The 16,114-nt window shown below is 59.1% G+C and carries 11 protein-coding genes; 4 read left to right on the top strand and 7 right to left on the bottom strand.

Translation table 11 applies throughout. The annotated features are described in order from the left end of the window. Nucleotides 1–119: 119 nt before the first annotated feature. Nucleotides 120–293: a hypothetical protein gene (locus AEAC466_RS44380; RefSeq protein ID WP_023456442.1), complete on the top strand. Its 174-nt coding sequence runs from the start codon at nt 120–122 to the stop codon at nt 291–293. 105 nt (nt 294–398) lie between these two features. On the opposite strand, the gene AEAC466_RS24985 is transcribed toward AEAC466_RS44380, so the two are convergent. Then, nucleotides 399–2,516 carry a M13 family metallopeptidase gene (locus AEAC466_RS24985; RefSeq protein ID WP_023456441.1) on the bottom strand — a complete coding sequence of 706 codons (2,118 nt, stop codon included), beginning with the start codon at nt 2,514–2,516 and terminating at the stop codon, nt 399–401. 468 nt (nt 2,517–2,984) lie between these two features. After that, complete coding sequence (gene hisS / locus AEAC466_RS24980) at nt 2,985–4,499, bottom strand: histidine--tRNA ligase (RefSeq protein WP_023456440.1); 1,515 nt, start codon at nt 4,497–4,499, stop codon at nt 2,985–2,987. Between the two features lie 291 nt (nt 4,500–4,790). Here hisS and AEAC466_RS44375 point away from each other — a divergent pair, with 291 nt between their 5' ends. From AEAC466_RS44375 to AEAC466_RS24970, 3 genes are all read left to right on the top strand, one after another. Beyond that, nucleotides 4,791–4,961 (top strand): hypothetical protein, encoded by a 171-nt coding sequence (locus tag AEAC466_RS44375; RefSeq protein ID WP_023456439.1) that lies wholly within the window; start codon nt 4,791–4,793, stop codon nt 4,959–4,961. Between the two features lie 238 nt (nt 4,962–5,199). Beyond that, nucleotides 5,200–5,682, top strand: a complete 483-nt coding sequence (locus AEAC466_RS24975) for a hypothetical protein (RefSeq protein ID WP_023456437.1) — start codon at nt 5,200–5,202, stop codon at nt 5,680–5,682. A gap of 34 nt (nt 5,683–5,716) precedes the next feature. Beyond that, nucleotides 5,717–6,193, top strand: a complete 477-nt coding sequence (locus tag AEAC466_RS24970) for a hypothetical protein (RefSeq protein ID WP_023456436.1) — start codon at nt 5,717–5,719, stop codon at nt 6,191–6,193. A 13-nt stretch (nt 6,194–6,206) separates the two neighbouring features. On the opposite strand, the gene AEAC466_RS24965 is transcribed toward AEAC466_RS24970, so the two are convergent. The 5 genes from AEAC466_RS24965 to AEAC466_RS24945 form a co-directional block, all read right to left on the bottom strand. Then, on the bottom strand, nt 6,207–8,291 hold the full coding sequence (locus AEAC466_RS24965; RefSeq protein ID WP_235074118.1) for a protein-disulfide reductase DsbD family protein: 2,085 nt from the start codon (nt 8,289–8,291) through the stop codon (nt 6,207–6,209). Nucleotides 8,292–8,430: 139 nt separating this feature from the next. Beyond that, on the bottom strand, nt 8,431–10,686 hold the full coding sequence (gene ptsP / locus AEAC466_RS24960) for a phosphoenolpyruvate--protein phosphotransferase (protein WP_023456434.1): 2,256 nt from the start codon (nt 10,684–10,686) through the stop codon (nt 8,431–8,433). 272 nt (nt 10,687–10,958) lie between these two features. Next, nucleotides 10,959–12,647, bottom strand: a complete 1,689-nt coding sequence (locus tag AEAC466_RS24955; RefSeq protein WP_023456433.1) for a methyl-accepting chemotaxis protein — start codon at nt 12,645–12,647, stop codon at nt 10,959–10,961. A 225-nt stretch (nt 12,648–12,872) separates the two neighbouring features. After that, complete coding sequence (locus AEAC466_RS24950; RefSeq protein ID WP_031238070.1) at nt 12,873–14,561, bottom strand: methyl-accepting chemotaxis protein; 1,689 nt, start codon at nt 14,559–14,561, stop codon at nt 12,873–12,875. A 187-nt stretch (nt 14,562–14,748) separates the two neighbouring features. Beyond that, nucleotides 14,749–16,029 (bottom strand): aspartate kinase, encoded by a 1,281-nt coding sequence (locus tag AEAC466_RS24945; RefSeq protein WP_031238069.1) that lies wholly within the window; start codon nt 16,027–16,029, stop codon nt 14,749–14,751. Nucleotides 16,030–16,114: the final 85 nt, after the last annotated feature.

Raw genomic sequence — 16,114 nt, 5'->3', positions numbered from 1 at the left:
CACCCTTGGGGGGATCTGAGGGGGGATTGCACAGTGAAGCGTACCGGGTGGGGACAACCTGTCTCCACCCGCCTGCCCGCCGGCGGGTTCCGCCGGTCTCACGTTCGGATTTTAAAGCCATGAAGCGCTTTTTTTACGCCTGCCTTGCCGCCTTCGCCCTAGCCGGCGCCGTCATGTCCTGCCAGGTCGCCGCACATAATCTGCCGCAACGCGATTGGAAACGCGAAATGGCGCTGACGGGCAACGACCTGCCGACCTTTTTGAAATACAACCCGACCGACGGCGCGCGATAGGAAGGCAAGGTTCGCAAGTCGATGGATTCCTCGAACATCCAGCCATGAAAATCAAAAGCCCGCCTCTGTCGAGGCGGGCTTTTGTTTCCAGGACCGGCTCGCCGCTTACCAGATTTTCACGCGGTCTGCAGGCTTCACATAATATGTGTCGCCTGGCTTGACGCCGAACGCCGTATACCAGGCATCGACGTTACGAACACTGCCGATCGCGCGGAATTTGTCCGGCGAATGTGGGTCGGACGACACCAAGAACTTCAGAAAGTCGGGCTGGTATTTCGACTGCCAGACCTGGGCAAACCCCAGGAAGACGCGTTGATCGCCGGTAAAGCCATCAATGACCGGAGCGGGCTTGCCCTTAAGCGACAGATGATAGGCGTCCAGTCCCAGCAGAATGCCGCCCATGTCGGCTATATTTTCGCCCATGGTCAGACCGCCCTGAATGTGAACGCCGGCAACGGGTTCATAGCCATCGTATTGAGCACCGAGCGCCTTGGTCTGTGCATCGAACTTGGCGGCGTCCTCGGGCGTCCACCACTCGACCAACGCGCCCGTCGAGTCGTAGTGGCGGCCCTGATCGTCGAAGCCATGGGTGATTTCATGGCCGATAACGCCGCCAATGGCGCCATAGTTGACCGCCGGATCTGCATTCGGATCGAAGAAGGGCGGTTGCAGGATGGCGGCGGGGAAGACGATTTCGTTCTTGGTCGGCGAATAATAGGCATTGACCGTTTGCGGCGTCATTTCCCAATCCTCGGGATCGATTTCCTTGTCGATATGCGAGACATTGTAGGCCCATTCAAATGCCGACGACCGTTCGACATTGCCGTATAGGTCGTCAGCCTTGATGACCAGGGCCGAATAGTCGCGCCATTTGTTCGGATAGCCGATCTTGACGCCAAAGGTGGACAGCTTTTCGAGCGCCTTGGCCTTGGTCGGCGCGCTCATCCAGGTCAGGTTCTCGATGCGGATTTTCATCGCCGCCAAAAGATCGCTGACCAGGGCCTCCATCTTCGCCTTGGATTCCGGCGGGAAGTAATCGCGGACATAGGCCCGACCCAAGGCCTCGCCCATCTTGTCGTCGGTCGTGCCGATGGCGCGCTTCCACAGCGGGCGCTGCTCGGCCACGCCATAAAGCGCCTTGGACCGGAAATCGAAACGACGGCTGTAGAAGCGGTCGGACAGATAGGCCGAAGCCTGGTCGGTCGCCTGGAAGGTTTCCCACGCCTTGAGCGTTTCCAGCGGTGTATCGGCGAAAATCTTGGCGATCTTCGGCACGGCGGTATTTTGCGCCACGATAACCTTCTGGGCCTGGCTCACACCGGCGGCCGCGAAGAAGCCGTCCCAGTTGAAGCCCGGCGCGTAGGCGTTCAGATCTTTCAGCGCCATGGGATTATAGGTCTTGGTGTCGTCGCGACTTTCGATCTTGGTCCACGATACCTGGGCGATCTGCGTTTCAAAGGCGACGATGTTCTTGGCCGCCTGGTCCGGGTTGGCGTAGCCGACCATGGTCAGCATGTCCTTGATATAGACCTCATAGGCAGCCTTTTTGTCGGCATAGGTCGCCGACAAATAGTAGTCGCGGTCGGGCAGACCGAGACCGGACTGCCCCATTTGGAGTGCGCGATAACCGGGCTTCTTGGCATCATCATAAACGAAGACGTTGAAAATGGCGCCGCCGAAGGTTGCCGAGGTCGATCCCATGAAGGCCGCCATATCGTCCTTGTTGGAAATCGCGGCGATCTTGGCCAGTTCCGGCTGCAGAGGCTTCACATCAAGCTGGTTTTTCAGGTCGGCGTTCATGGCCGAGCGATACAGGTCGGCAATCTTGAGGTCTTCGCCCGTCAGGTCGGTTCGCGCCGCCAGACCAGTAACCAGGGCCTTGAGGCGCAGTTCCGACAGGTCGTACAGGGCATTGAAGGAACCGTAGCCGGGCTGGTCGCCGGGGATGACCATGTTTTTCAGTGCGGTCCCGTTGGCATATTGGAAGAAGTCATTGCCCGGCTTGACGGTCTTGTCCATGCCGGTGGTATCGAACCCCCATTTGCCGTACCGCTTGGCGACTGTGCTCTCACTACCACCGCCGGCGGCCAGCGTCTGGGCGAACAAAGAGTCGGCAGACGGTGGGCCCGCCATCTCTGCGGCCGCCGGTAACGCGGTCAGAAACGCCGCGGACAGAAGCGCTGAAGACAGGGCCAGGACTGAGGTGAGTGTCGTATTACGCATGCAGCGCTCCCAAGAACAGACGCCGCCGAAAGATGGCGCCGAAAACAGAGGCGCACATTGGTACAGTTTAACGGTTTCGTCTCATGAACATTTGGTAATGTGGTCACATTCGATACAAACAGAGCCCAGCGATACAAAACAATACGCCGCTGCACCACAGCACGTTCGCGCACCTTTTGACCACATCGTCAATTTTTATGAATTTAAGGCAAAAAAAAGCTCGCACAGGGGGGATAAGACCCGGCGAGCTTTTTTATTTTTAATTAACGAGCGTTTCCTCCCCGAAACGCCGGAACTGACTTCTCTCTACGGGAGAAGTTCCGTTCTCTTGAGGCGGACAAAACCATTTTTTCGCCAAGGCTGTCAACTGCTTTTATAACATTATGTCAAAAATATTTCTTACCCCAGGGAACCCTTATTGTTTTTTTATTAATTTGCCACAAAAACCACGTTTTTACGACATCGGTGTCAATTGGATTCCACTATAGATTTCAAATGCTTGATCGCTTCCGCGCGGGGCAAGGTCACCTGCCCTGGACGACCTTCGCGCCACGCCTTGTTGTCACTTATTTGCGCGGCCAGATCCCGGCCGAGGTCGAGATCTTTTATGGTAACGCTACCAGATTTCAACTCATCCTCACCGATCATGACAGCGGCGGGGCTGACTCGCCGGTCGGCATACTTCATTTGCGCCTTCATGCCCGAACGACCGAGATAGACTTCGGCCGGCAGGCCGGCAGCGCGGATTTCAGCAGCGAGCTTGAAATATTCTCCCATGTCCGATTCAGAGAAGGCGATGATAACGATCGGCCCCCGCGCCGCCGCCTTCGCCGTGCCGGTGAGCGCCAAGGCAGCCGCCAGACGTGAAACGCCAAAGGAGAAACCGGTTGCAGGCACTGGCTGGCCGGTGAAGCGCGCCACGAGGTCATCGTAACGCCCGCCGCCCCCGACACTGCCCATCTGAACCAGATTGCCCTTTTCATCCAGCGTTTGCAGCAGCAGCTCCGCTTCGAATACCGGTCCGGTATAGTATTCCAGACCGCGAACAATGCCCGGATCGAAAATCGCAGCGTCTTCGGCCACGCCCATCGCCGTCACAGCGGTATTGATACGCGCAAGGTCTTCGAGACCGGCCTGACCTTCGGCCGAATTGACCAGTACCGCCGCCAGTTTTTCCAGAACCTCGGCCCGCGTCGCCGCGCCGCCGGCGCTGACGAAATCGAGCACGGGCTGAATGGCCGTGGCGGGCAGTTGCGCCCCTTTGGTAAAGTCACCACTCTCGTCTTTGCGCCCGGCGCCAAGCAGCAAGGCGACCCCTTCCAGCCCAAAGCGATCCAGCTTGTCGATGGCGCGCAGAACGCCCAGTTGCTGCACCGAATCGACAACGCCGAGACTGGCCAGAAGGCCGTTCAAAAGCTTGCGGTTATTGATGCGCAGGCGCACCGGCACGTCAAGCGCCTTATAGCCGGCGACCGCCAGGGCGATCATTTCAGCATCGGCTTCGGGACGGTCGGAACCGACAATGTCCGCATCGCATTGCATGAATTCGCGCAGACGACCGGGACCCGGTTTTTCATTGCGCCAGACGGGACCGAAGGCATAGCGCCGGAACGGCTTGGGCAGGGTCTCCCAGTTTTGCGCCGCAAACCGCGCCAACGGCGCCGTCAGATCATAGCGCAATGCCATCCATTGCTCATCATCGTCCTGCTGGGCGAAGACGCCAACGTTCGGACGGTCCGAATCGGGCAGAAACTTCCCCAGCGCGTCGGCATACTCGAACGCGGGCGTTTGCAAGGCTTCAAAGCCGAAGTCTTCATAGACCTTCGACACAGTGGCAATCAGATGCCGCTCAATGGCAATCTGTCCGGCGCGCTTGTCTATGAAACCACGTGGGCTGCGCGCCTCAGGGCGGAAGCCCACATCTGGTTTTTCGGCGCCTGAGTCTTTGGTATCGGATTTTTCGGTGCTTGGCTTTTCGGTCATGCGCGCGAATTAAAGCATCGGACGCACTGAGACAACCGAAATGAGGCGAATCCACCGAATTGCCAATGGAATAGTCGCCCTACGGCCAGGCTCAATCCCGCTGACGAGCGGCTGAGTGGTATGAACCATATCGTCCGCTTATTTGCTGGCGAAACCCCAACCCGTTCGCCTTAAAGGGGAAATTACACTGAAAACGGTATTTTGACACTTTTGTCAAAAATATTAGGTTAAGGCCTTCTAAATGTGGCCGAACCGTGTTATAAATGGGGCTTCCCTAAGGAGGGTATAACAATGGCTAAGTCGCACACCGCTGAGAATTTTTCGCGTTTTGTCGTAGCCCTGGTTTTCGTGGCCGTCATGATAACAGGGATTGCTTGGTTCGTTTCCGCCATGGACGCCAATAAGTGCGCCGTAGGCATACCGTGTCACAAGGGCCCACAACCCACCACGGTCAGTTATTGACGTAGCCCGAGGCTACGGCATTAAGAAAAATCAGCTTAATCAGACAAGCGCAGGGCCAAGCGCGCTATAGGTAATGTTTGACCAGAGCGCGACCTTCGCCACCTGTCCGGTAGGTGCCGGGCCGGTGGTGAAGGCGCTGTTGCGCATCGCAAATTCGTACCTGTTCCGCACGCATTAACGCTTTGTTGGCCAAGCTTTTGCATAATCACGCTCCGTATGTATTGAAATGGAGCGCGTTATGTTGCGACCTGCGATTTTCGCGTTGATGTTGGGCATGAGCCTGCCCGCAACCGGTCAGACGGCTGTCCCCGCGACCAGTACTATTTCGCATGAGCCCTATTTCGCGGATCTGGTCGATCGCGCCGGAAAGCTGAAAGCGCAAACCGAACGGCTCAGCGCCAGCCCTGCCTTGTCCCTGCTGGAACGGCCTGACTTCAAAACCTACACGCAGCAAATTCGCGCTCTGTCCGACGGCGATCTGCAAGGGCACCTGGCCCTGAAGAAGCGAGGGACAGACAACGATCTGAAATGCATTATGAAGGGGCTATCGCTCGACCTGAACATAAAGATGGACGCTATATTGGCGTCTAAGAGCGATGCCGACCTTGGGCGGGCGCTCGGCAATATGGCGGCCCTTCTCCGCGACAATATCGACGTCATCGTCACGCCGGCCACCGCCGATTCAGGCCTCGACTGCGTGATCGAATTCGGCAATACCTAAGGGCCAAAGGAGATCAGTCCCAAAGGAGATCGGCATGATCCACCCCGCCCTGTATCCCGCCCTTCTGCTTTTGTGCCTGGCCGCCTGCTCACGGGTGCCAACACCGGCCTCACCAGCCGACGCCTCCGCCGGCCTGCCTCCCGATCAGGCGGCATTGATCGCCCTGCCTCATGACATCAAGGCGAAGGTCAGCGACCCCGGTCAGCAGACCGACCAGTTCTGCGCACAATTCAAAAAGTACGATGCCTTTAGCGACTGGCGCGGCACGGTAAAGGATTTGCGCATCTCGACGATCGACGGCACAGCCGATCTGGAAATTGATATTGGGCGGTCCATCCGGCTTGAAGCGATAATTCCGAAAACGGACCCGGTCTATGGCTCGCTTCGCGGCCTGACCCTCGGCGCACCGATAACCGTGACCGGCCGCTTCACCCACGCCAATAACGATGCCGACTGCCTCTACTATTTTGGCCCCTTCGGTGTCCGGCTATCTGCCCTGGCCAGCCACTAGACCGCCTTCGACATCACTTTCCTCGGATAAGTTTTACCACGTCGGCGGTATTCAGGATTTGCGGCAGAACGACCGGCTCGGCATTGTTGGGACCGTAATAGACGTAAAGCGGAACGCCTGACCGGCCGTAAAGCCCCAGATACTGCGATATTTCCGCATCCTGATTGGTCCAGTCACCGACCATGTAGACCGTGCCGGTATCCTTCAGCGCCTTTTCGAATTCCGTACCGGTCAGGACCAGGCGCTCATTGACCTTGCAGGTCACGCACCATGCCGCCGTCAGGTCGACAAAGACCGGCGCATGGCTGGCGCGCAATGCGGTCAGAGTCTGCACACTAAAATCGCGGTGCGGCAGAAGGCCCGATGGCAAGGATTCCATCTTGGTCGTCCGTGGCAATGTGGCCGACACAGCGGTAAGCACGACGCCCCCAATCAAGACGACCGCTTTTATCCCTTTCGGAACCCGGATCTTCATTACAGCCAGCGTGACAAGGATCAGCGCAAGGCCGAGCAGCAGGACGCCCAGGATCTGCACCTGCTGGGCAAACACCCAAATCAGCCAGGCAGAGGCCGCATACATCAGCAGCGACAAGGCGATCTTCAACCCATCCATCCACTTTCCAGGCTTGGGCAAAACCTTGGCAATGCCTGGCATGAGGGTAATCAAAAAGGTAAGCAGGACGAACGGCAGGGCAAAACCGACGCCCAGGGCGACAAAAATGGCAAAGGACACCCACCCGCCCTGCGCCAGAGCGACACCGATAGCTGTGGCCATGAACGGCGCGGTGCAGGGGGCCGCAACGACAACGGCCAGGACGCCGGTCGTAAAGGCGGCGAGACGCGGGCGGCGGGCGCCTATTTGGAGATTTCCAGCCGCCTGCAGCGAGGATCCGACGTCGAACACACCGGACATATTGAGCGCCACCAGTAACATGACCAGGGCCAAGGAGGCGGTGACGTACGGGCTTTGCAACTGGAACCCCCAGCCGATCGACTGGCCCAACGCGCGTGCCAACAAAAGGATCATCGCCAGGGCGACGAAGGTGACGATCGTACCGACGCCGTAGAACAGCGATTCGGCCTGCGCCAGCTTTTTGTCATGCCCAGACCGCGCCAAGCTGAGCAGCTTCATCGACAGAACGGGGAAGACACAAGGCATCAGGTTCAAAATCAGCCCGCCGATAAAAGCGCCAAGCATGGCCAGCATGACGCCGGACAATGAGGTGTCTGCCTTGGCCTGAGACGCTGCCCCAAGGCCCTGAACTTCCGGCGAGAGGGGCGCGCGACTGAGTTTAATGTCGAAAGCCGTGCCATCGGCCAGCTTCAGAACACCCGATAGGTCGCCGTCCGGCAGGGCCGGGTTTGCAGCCTTTACACGCAAGGTAAAGCCCTTGGCGCCCATGTCGACCGCCTGCGGTGCTGGCGCACTCAATACGCCGGTTTGGGTCGGAAAGAAGATGGCACCTTGAGGGCTGACGCCGGTGAGCGGAAATCCAAGTTCCGTCATCCCATTGACGATGTCGACTGTAGCCGCAATGTTGGACGGCTTCGGCAGGCGTTTTTGTGCGCTGGCAATGGTGGCCGCATCCGGTCCGGTCACCTTCGGGGCACCAACCTTGAGATTCAGGCTGACCTCCAGGCTTTCCGGAATGCAGACGTCCGAACAGACCAGAAAACCGACCTTGGCCTTTATCGGCAGAATGTCCCCTCGCGACAAATGCGAACCATTGTGCATGGGAACAAGCAGCACAGCTTCCTTATCGTAGCCATAGCTCATCAGGCCGAAGGAAGGTAGCAATTCCGGTGTGGGCCAGCGCACCGTGCCGGCGGTGAAACCGTCGGGCAGGCTCCACTCGAAGCGTGTCGGCAATCCAGTATCGCCGGGATTGACCCAATAGGTGTGCCAACCAGGCGCGGTGGTATAATCCAGCCCGACCATGACGTCGCCATTCGGCGCCACGGTTCCGGACTCGGCGACCAGTCGCGCGGTTATATGGGCGGATTTACCGTCGGCGGCGCGTGCTGGCGCCGCGACGATTCCCACTATCGCCAGCAGAACGATCAATATGACCGGTAGGCAATACTGTCTGGAAAACACGAAAAATGGGGCCTCAGAACACATGTATGGACGCACATATCACCTATCAGCTTGTTCCACGGCTTATACGACGGACACAGCGGTTTCGTGACACAAATTTCTTAGTCGGTCATTGAATTATCGTCCAAAGACGACAACGTCACATATCGATATTGAGCTTGCGCGCCAACGACAGGATTTCATTGCGCACAGATCCACCCGAACTGGTCATCAGCTTGGCGATCGCCTTGCTGGCCGCTTCACGGTCACACGACAGGATCATGCGCTTGACCTGTCCCAAGCCCGCCGGCGGCATGGACAACCGATTGAAGCCCAGCGCTATCAGAACGAAAGCTTCAAGCGGCCGACCGGCGATTTCTCCGCACACCGATACCGGCGTGCCAGATTCCTCCGCTGCCCTCTGAATCGAGGCCAGGGCGCGCAGAAGCGGCGGCGACAGGGCATCGTAGCGATCCGACATCTTCGGGTTGGTGCGATCCGCTGCGAACAGATACTGCTGAAGATCGTTGGTGCCGACGCTGGCGAAATCGACCAGCGGCAACAGCGCGTCGAGATGGAACAACAACGACGGGCATTCGATCATCGCGCCGACACGCAGCAAGGCCGGCAAGGGGCGTCCCCGCCGCTTGGCCCACGCGCATTCTATGTCGACCATCTCACGCGCCTGGCGGAATTCGTCGATCGAGGCCACCATGGGGAACATGATACGCAATTCACGGCCACGCGCCGCGGTGATGAGAGCCCGCAACTGCATTCGCAGCAAGGCCGGACGGTCCAGCCCCATACGAATGGCGCGCCAGCCGAGTGCCGGGTTTTCCTCGCGCTCCATCTCCATATAGGGCAGGATCTTGTCGCCACCGAGATCGAGCGTGCGGAAGGTGACAGGGCGATCGCCGGCGCCGTCCATGATACGCTCATACAACTCCGTCTGGCGCTTCAGGCGCGGCAGGTCGTCGGATACCATGAACTGGAATTCGGTGCGGAACAGACCGATGCCTTCGGCGCCGGTTTCGTTCATGATGTCGATATCGAATTCCAGGCCGGCATTCATCAGGAGCGTGATGCGCTGGCCATCGCGGGTCACCGCCTCGACGTCCTTGATCTTGCTGAATTCGGCCCGACGCTGGGTGCGCACGTCAATACGTGCCGTCGCCGCCTCAATGATGTCCGGACGTGGACGCAGATAGGCTTCGCCCGTTTCGCCGTCGACTATGACCAGATCCCCCTGGGATACACGGTCACGCAGGGATTGCAGGCGCCCGACACAGGGAATTTGCAAGGCGCGGGCAACGATGGCCGCGTGATTGGAGGCCGACCCTTCCTCAAGCAATATACCCTTCAGCCGCGTCCGGTCGTATTCCAGCAGGTCGGCGGGCCCCAGGTCGCGCGCCACCAGGATCGAATCTTCGGGAATTTCGCGTGCCGTGGTGATCTTTCCGGCCAGCACGCGCAAGAGACGGTTGGCCAAATCTTCCAAGTCATGCAAACGTTCGCGCATATAGGCGTCGCGCGCATTATTGAGCTTGGCGCGCTGCTCATTTCGCACGCGATCGACGGCCGCTTCCGCCGTCAGACCGTTGCGCACCGCCTCAACCAGGTTGCGCACCCAACTGGTGGAATGGGCAAACATGCGATAGGTTTCCAGCACGTCGAAGGTCGGCCCGGCCAAGCCGTGCGTGCCTTCGAACATCTGGTCGATCTGTTCGCGCAAGGTATCGATGGCGGCCAGCAGGCGCACTTCTTCGGCAACGGAATCGTCGCTCAGCAGGTGGTCAGAAGTTACCGGAACTTCGTGCAGGATGACGGTGCCCAGGCTGATACCGTCGGCAAATATCGAGCCCTTAAGCCGCTCCGGCTTCTGGGGCGCGAGTTCGATATCCTTCAGTTCCTCGATACCGACCAGATCGCCTGCCGTGACGATTTCCGCCAGCACCATGGCAATGATCTGAAGGTCCTCGACCTCCTCTTCCTCGTATCTGCGCGCCGCCATGTTCTGGACAACCAGCACACCAATCGTCCGACCGCCCCGCAGCAGGGGCACGCCGAGAAAGGATTTATACGGATCTTCGCCGGTTTCCGGGCGGTAAGAGAAGCTGGGATGCGAGGGCGCATCCATCAGGTTGAGCGGCGTGCCTACGCGCGCGACCTCACCGACCAGGCCTTCGGACAGACGCATCCGCGTCTTGTGGACGGCATCGGCATTCAGACCTTCAGTGGCGAACAGTTCCAGTTCTTCGGAGGTGCGGCGCAGATAGATGGAGCAGACTTCCGCCACCATGGACGAGGCAATGATGCGCACAACCGTGTCGAGGCGCGACTGGGCTGACTGCCCTTCCTCCATCGTCTCGCGTATCTGACGTAACAGACCGCGCTGACCGCGAATGGCGCCACTCATCACTTTCGGAATCCCCTCGAATGGGCCCAGTTTTACCACGTTAGTCCCCTTTGGCGCACGAGTCGGCGCGCCATACGCGACCGGTCAACATTCTGCGGCCCTTTTGGCGCGCTGTCTAGCGGTTGCGCATGAACCAAGGCAAGTCACGAACGGGTTACAATCACATTGATTTAACAGTTTGATACAATTGGGGGAAATGCACCGCGGCATTACGCCGCCTGGCGCGAAGGGGCCGGCCTGTCAAACCGCCCCCAACACCATAACCTGCCGGATCAGGCTGCGCGCAACTGGCTGACAAAGGCTTTAACCTCACCCTGCAAGGCCTCAGCTTGCTCGCTCAGATTACCCGAGAGAGACATCAACTGCGTTGAGGCCGCACCCGTCATTTCAGCCGCGCGGCCGACGCCGAAGATATTCTCTGTTACTTGCAGGGTACCGTCCGATGCACGCGCGGTATTACCCGCGATTTCCTGAGTGGCGGCTCCTTGCTGTTCGACAGACGCAGCGATATTGGAAGAAATGTTACGCATGTCGGCTATGGTCGAAACGATCTTTTCAATGGATCCGACCGTACGCTGCGTTGCCGTCTGAATCTCCGCTACCTTGTCGCCTATGTCCTTTGTGGCACGTGCGGTCTGGGTCGCCAGCGTCTTGACTTCCGACGCAACGACAGCGAACCCCTTGCCGGCTTCGCCCGCACGAGCGGCTTCGATAGTGGCATTCAGAGCCAGAAGGTTGGTCTGCGAAGCAATCTCGCTAATGAGATTTACGACTGCGCCGATGCTTTGGGCCGCATCTGAAAGAGCGCGAATTTCGCCCTCCGTGCTGATCGCCTCCTGGGCGGCTTCGCTTGCCACCGTCGCTGCACGAGACACCTGGCTGCCGATTTCCTGCACCGATGCCGCCATCTCTTCGGTTGCGGCGGCGGCCGTCTGGACGTTAACAGCCGCCTCTTCGGCGGCACCCGTAACGACCTGAGCCTGACGCGAGGTCTCCTCGGCCGTCGCCGACAGGCTTTGGGCGGCATTAGATACCTCACTCGACGAGCGGACAAACGAGTCGGCTAAAGCCCCCATCTTGGACTGGAAATCGTCGGCGATGGCGTGGCGCTCCTCACGCAGACGGCGCGCATTGGCCTCCTCGGTCTGAGCGGCAGCCAGACGCAGTCGCTCTGTCTCCTCCAGCCCCTGCCTGAAGATTTCGGTAGTCTTGGCCATGGCCCCTAGTTCGTCGCGACGCTCTTGCCCCGGCACGTCCAGCGTCAGCTTGCCGCCCGCCATGGCGGCCATAACGTCGGTCAGGCGTTTCATCGGCCGCACGATCCCGACACGGGTCAACCAGACGGAGACGCCCGTCACGGCAGCCATACCGCCCAGGATCGATATCAAGGTGATCAGGACGGTGTCATTCGCTTTCTTGTTCAAGCGACCAACAAGAGCTTCGTTGGAGACGATCGTACTGTCGACCACCGCAGAAATATTCTTGATCACGTTAAGAAGCTGAGGCCCGCACTGATTATTCATATGCTCTATAGCCGCCTCGCGCGCCCCACCCTTGCCGAGGCCGATCGTCTGGTTGCAGGTGCTGTTCAAAATGCCGGTATAGGCCTGATGCAGCGCATCGAGTTCCGCGCGTTTTTCAGGCATCAAAGTCTTGGCCAGCTTCATTTCGCTTTCAAAGGACTGTGAGCCTTCGCTGACATCACTTTCCGCCTTGGCAATAGCCTCCGGCGTCGCAGCGGTGACCAGCTTGAGAATGGAGCGTGAGGTCCAGACGGCATGACGGCCGGCTCGCGATAAGGCGACATTGGCACGCGCTGGCCCAACCAGGGCGGCATCGTAATCACGCGAAATGGCGCTAATTTGCCAAGAGGCAAACCCTGTCGCCGAAACCGACACGACAGCTAATATCGAGAAAAGCGTCAGTATCTTACCCAGCATAGGCAGATTATTGAATGACATATTGGTACTCCGCTACTGTTCCGGCCCACCCCGGACAATGTGGAAGTATTTAAAAGAAATGATTAAAAACTCGTTTCAGTTGTCTTAGGCGTCGTACTGTTAAATATGGAAAAAACTATAAATACCTTATTTTTATAATATTTTTTAGCCCCTCTCCGCTCAAACGATAAAAATGCCGCTCAAATTATCTTTTTTAGGTTGTCTTCGTTTACACAACTCAGGACGTCAAGCGGCGCGCAGTTGCCGCACGAATGCCTGGACTTCCTTTTGCAGGTCGCCTGCCTGGGCGGACAGGTTGCCTGACAGGGCCATCAACTGCGTCGACGCCGCACCTGTCATTTCCGCCGCCCGGCCCACCCCGAAGATATTTTCGGTCACCTGGCGCGTGCCGTCAGACGCGCGCACCGTATTGCCGGCGATTTCCCGCGTCGCCATGCCCTGCTGTTCGACGGCCGATGCTATGGCCGTCGAAATGGAGCGTACATCGCCTATTGTGGCGACGATGCGAGCTATAGAGTCAACCGTGCGCCGCGTTGCCGCCTGTATCTGACCAACCTTGGTGCCAATATCCCCGGTGGCCTGGGCTGTCTGGGTCGCCAATTGCTTGACCTCGGACGCCACCACGGCAAAGCCCTTGCCGGCCTCTCCGGCACGCGCGGCCTCGATGGCGGCGTTGAGCGCCAGGAGATTGGTTTGTGACGCGATGTCGCTGATCAGGCTGAGAACCTCGCCAATGCTTTGCGCGGCCTCGGCCAGATCGCGGATTTCACTTTCCGACCGCGCTGCCTCGTCGGCCGCTTCCGCTGTCACGTGGGCGGCGGATGTCACCTGGCCATTGATGTCGCGGATGGACGCCGTCATTTCCTCTGTGGCGGCCGCAACAGTCTGAACATTGGTCGAGGCCGCTTCTGCGGCGCCGGAAACGACCTGCGCCTGACGCGACGTTTCCTCGGCCGTGGCCGCCAGGCTTTGCGCCGCTTCTGAGACTTCGTGCGACGACCGAACGAAGGCATCCGCAAGGGCGCCCATCTTCGACTGGAAGTCGTCGGCAATGCGTTCACGCTCTTCACGCAGACGGACAGCGTTGAGCCGCTCCGTGTCAGCCGCCTGAGCACGCAGGCTTTCGGTTTCCTGAAGCCCCTGACGGAAGATATCGGCGGCACGCGCCATGGCACCAACCTCATCCTGACGGTCCTGACCCGGCACATTGACTGCCAGGTTCCCGGCAGACATGGCGGTCATGGTCCCGGTCAGGCCCTTAAGCGGACGCACCACAAAGCGCACGACACCCCATAAAGCCAGGATCATGACAATGACAAGAGCCGCGCCAACACCGGTCCACGATGCCGCGATGGTGTGGCGCGTGTCTTCTCCGGCTGCGGCCGATGCAGCGACATTGGAGTCGAGCGTCTCATCCACCACTTGTGTCATGGACTTTGTCACGGCGCCGATGGCAGGATCGCAATGATCCTCCAGTTGCGCGAGCGCGTCGGCATGATCGTTGGCATCGGTCAGCCTGAGCGTCGGCACGCAAGCCTGATCCATGGCGGAAGCGAAACTCGACTGGATGCCCGCGATGCGTTGCGCCTCCTTGGGTAGAGCCTTTATCGCCTCGCCAGTTTGCTGGTCGAAGACGCCCCGCGCCACCTTTAGGTCAGTTTCAGCATCGGCGCGTTGTTGCGGCGTCAGGGCGGACACGGCCTTGTAAAGGTCTGTTTCGGAGCGCCTTATCTGCTGACTGGCTCGCTCTATGTCGACGGAGGCCACGCCGGGTCCCGCAATGACCCGACTGTAGTCCGCGCCGATGGCGGCCATTTTCGTCGTGGTGAAAGCAACGGCGGCGATCACGACGCCGACAAGAAGAAGGAGCAGGACGAAGGCCTTGCCCAACATGGGCATATTCTTGAACGACACCGGATACCCCTCATACACAACAAGGACCGCAATCACACCGCGACAAGAGCGCCTGCGTTCGCTCGAATTTCGGTCTCGTCACTGTCGGCCTGATTGAGGGAATCTAGCGCCAATACAATTAACGCGGTCTTAAGTTGAAGGCCGCGTTAATAAGGTTGCATTCGCGTGGCAGTAGGTAGGTTGGGGCTTATGCCGGCGATTGCGTGCCGATCTTGTCCAGACCGTAGGCCGCATGCAGGGCACGAACGGCAAGTTCCGTATAGGCTTCGTCAATCAGGACCGAAATCTTGATTTCCGAAGTAGAAATGACCTGGATGTTGATGCCCTTTTCCGACAAGGCACGGAACATGGTTTCGGCCACCCCCGTGTGCGACCGCATGCCGACGCCGACGATGGATATCTTGGAGACACCCTCATCGACCTTGATGTCGTCGAAGCCGATTTCAGCCTTGGCCTCGTTCATGATCTGGGCGGCCAGTTGCGCATCGCGGCGACCGACGGTGAAGAGCTGGTTGGCATAGTCACCCGAACGCTTTTCCGACTGAACGATCATGTCGACATTGATATTGGCGGCAGACAGGCGGCCGAATACGGCGGCGGACACGCCGATCTTGTTGGGCAGGCCCAGGAGGGTGATCTTGGCCTCATCACGGCTGTAGGCCACGCCGGAAACGATATGCTTTTCCACGATTTCTTCCTCGTCGCACACAAGGGTGCCTTGGTCAGTGTTTTCGCCGGGTTCGACGAAGGATGAGAGCACGCGCACCGGCATGCGGTAGGCCATGGCCAGTTCGACCGAACGGGTCTGCAGCACCTTGGCGCCCAGGGACGCCATTTCGAGCATTTCTTCGAATGAAATCTTGTCGAGGCGCTTGGCCTTGGATTCGATGCGCGGATCGGTGGTGTATACGCCATCGACGTCGGTATAGATATCGCAGCGAATGGCCTGGGCGGCAATGGCCACTGCCACGGCCGACGTGTCCGAACCGCCGCGCCCGAGCGTGGTCACGCGGTGGTCGTCGGTCACGCCCTGGAAACCGGGGACCACGACGATCTGGCCGCTGTCCATGGCGTTGATCAGGTTGTCGGCGGGTATGTCGGCGATGCGCGCCTTGCCGTGAATATCGGTCGTGTGGATCGGCATCTGCCAGCCCAGCATGGAGCGCGCCGGATAGCCCAGATTGCGCAGGGTCATGGCCAGCAGACCGGCGGTCACCTGCTCACCGGAAGCGACCACCACATCGTATTCATCGTCGCTATTGTTATGAATTTCGGCGGCGCGCCCGGTCGGCTGACCGGCGCCGTCTGTCCAGGCGACCAACTCGTTCGTCTTGCCCGCCATGGCCGACACGACCACCGCCACCTTGTGCCCGGCATCGACCTCCGCCGCCACCAGCCGCGCCGCCCTGCGGATGCGTTCGAGGTCGGCCATCGAGGTGCCGCCGAACTTCATCACTAAACGCGTCATTTCGCCACTTTCTTTCTGTCGGACAGGGTTCTATCCTGTCCCGGAACAATTGCGCGGCCTAATTAGCGGGTAAGCCCCTGTGCCG

This window comes from Asticcacaulis sp. AC466 (genome assembly GCF_000495815.1).
Classification (GTDB): domain Bacteria; phylum Pseudomonadota; class Alphaproteobacteria; order Caulobacterales; family Caulobacteraceae; genus Asticcacaulis.
Note: the sequence above shows the minus strand (reverse complement) of the source record. Positions and strands in the feature narration are given on the sequence as shown.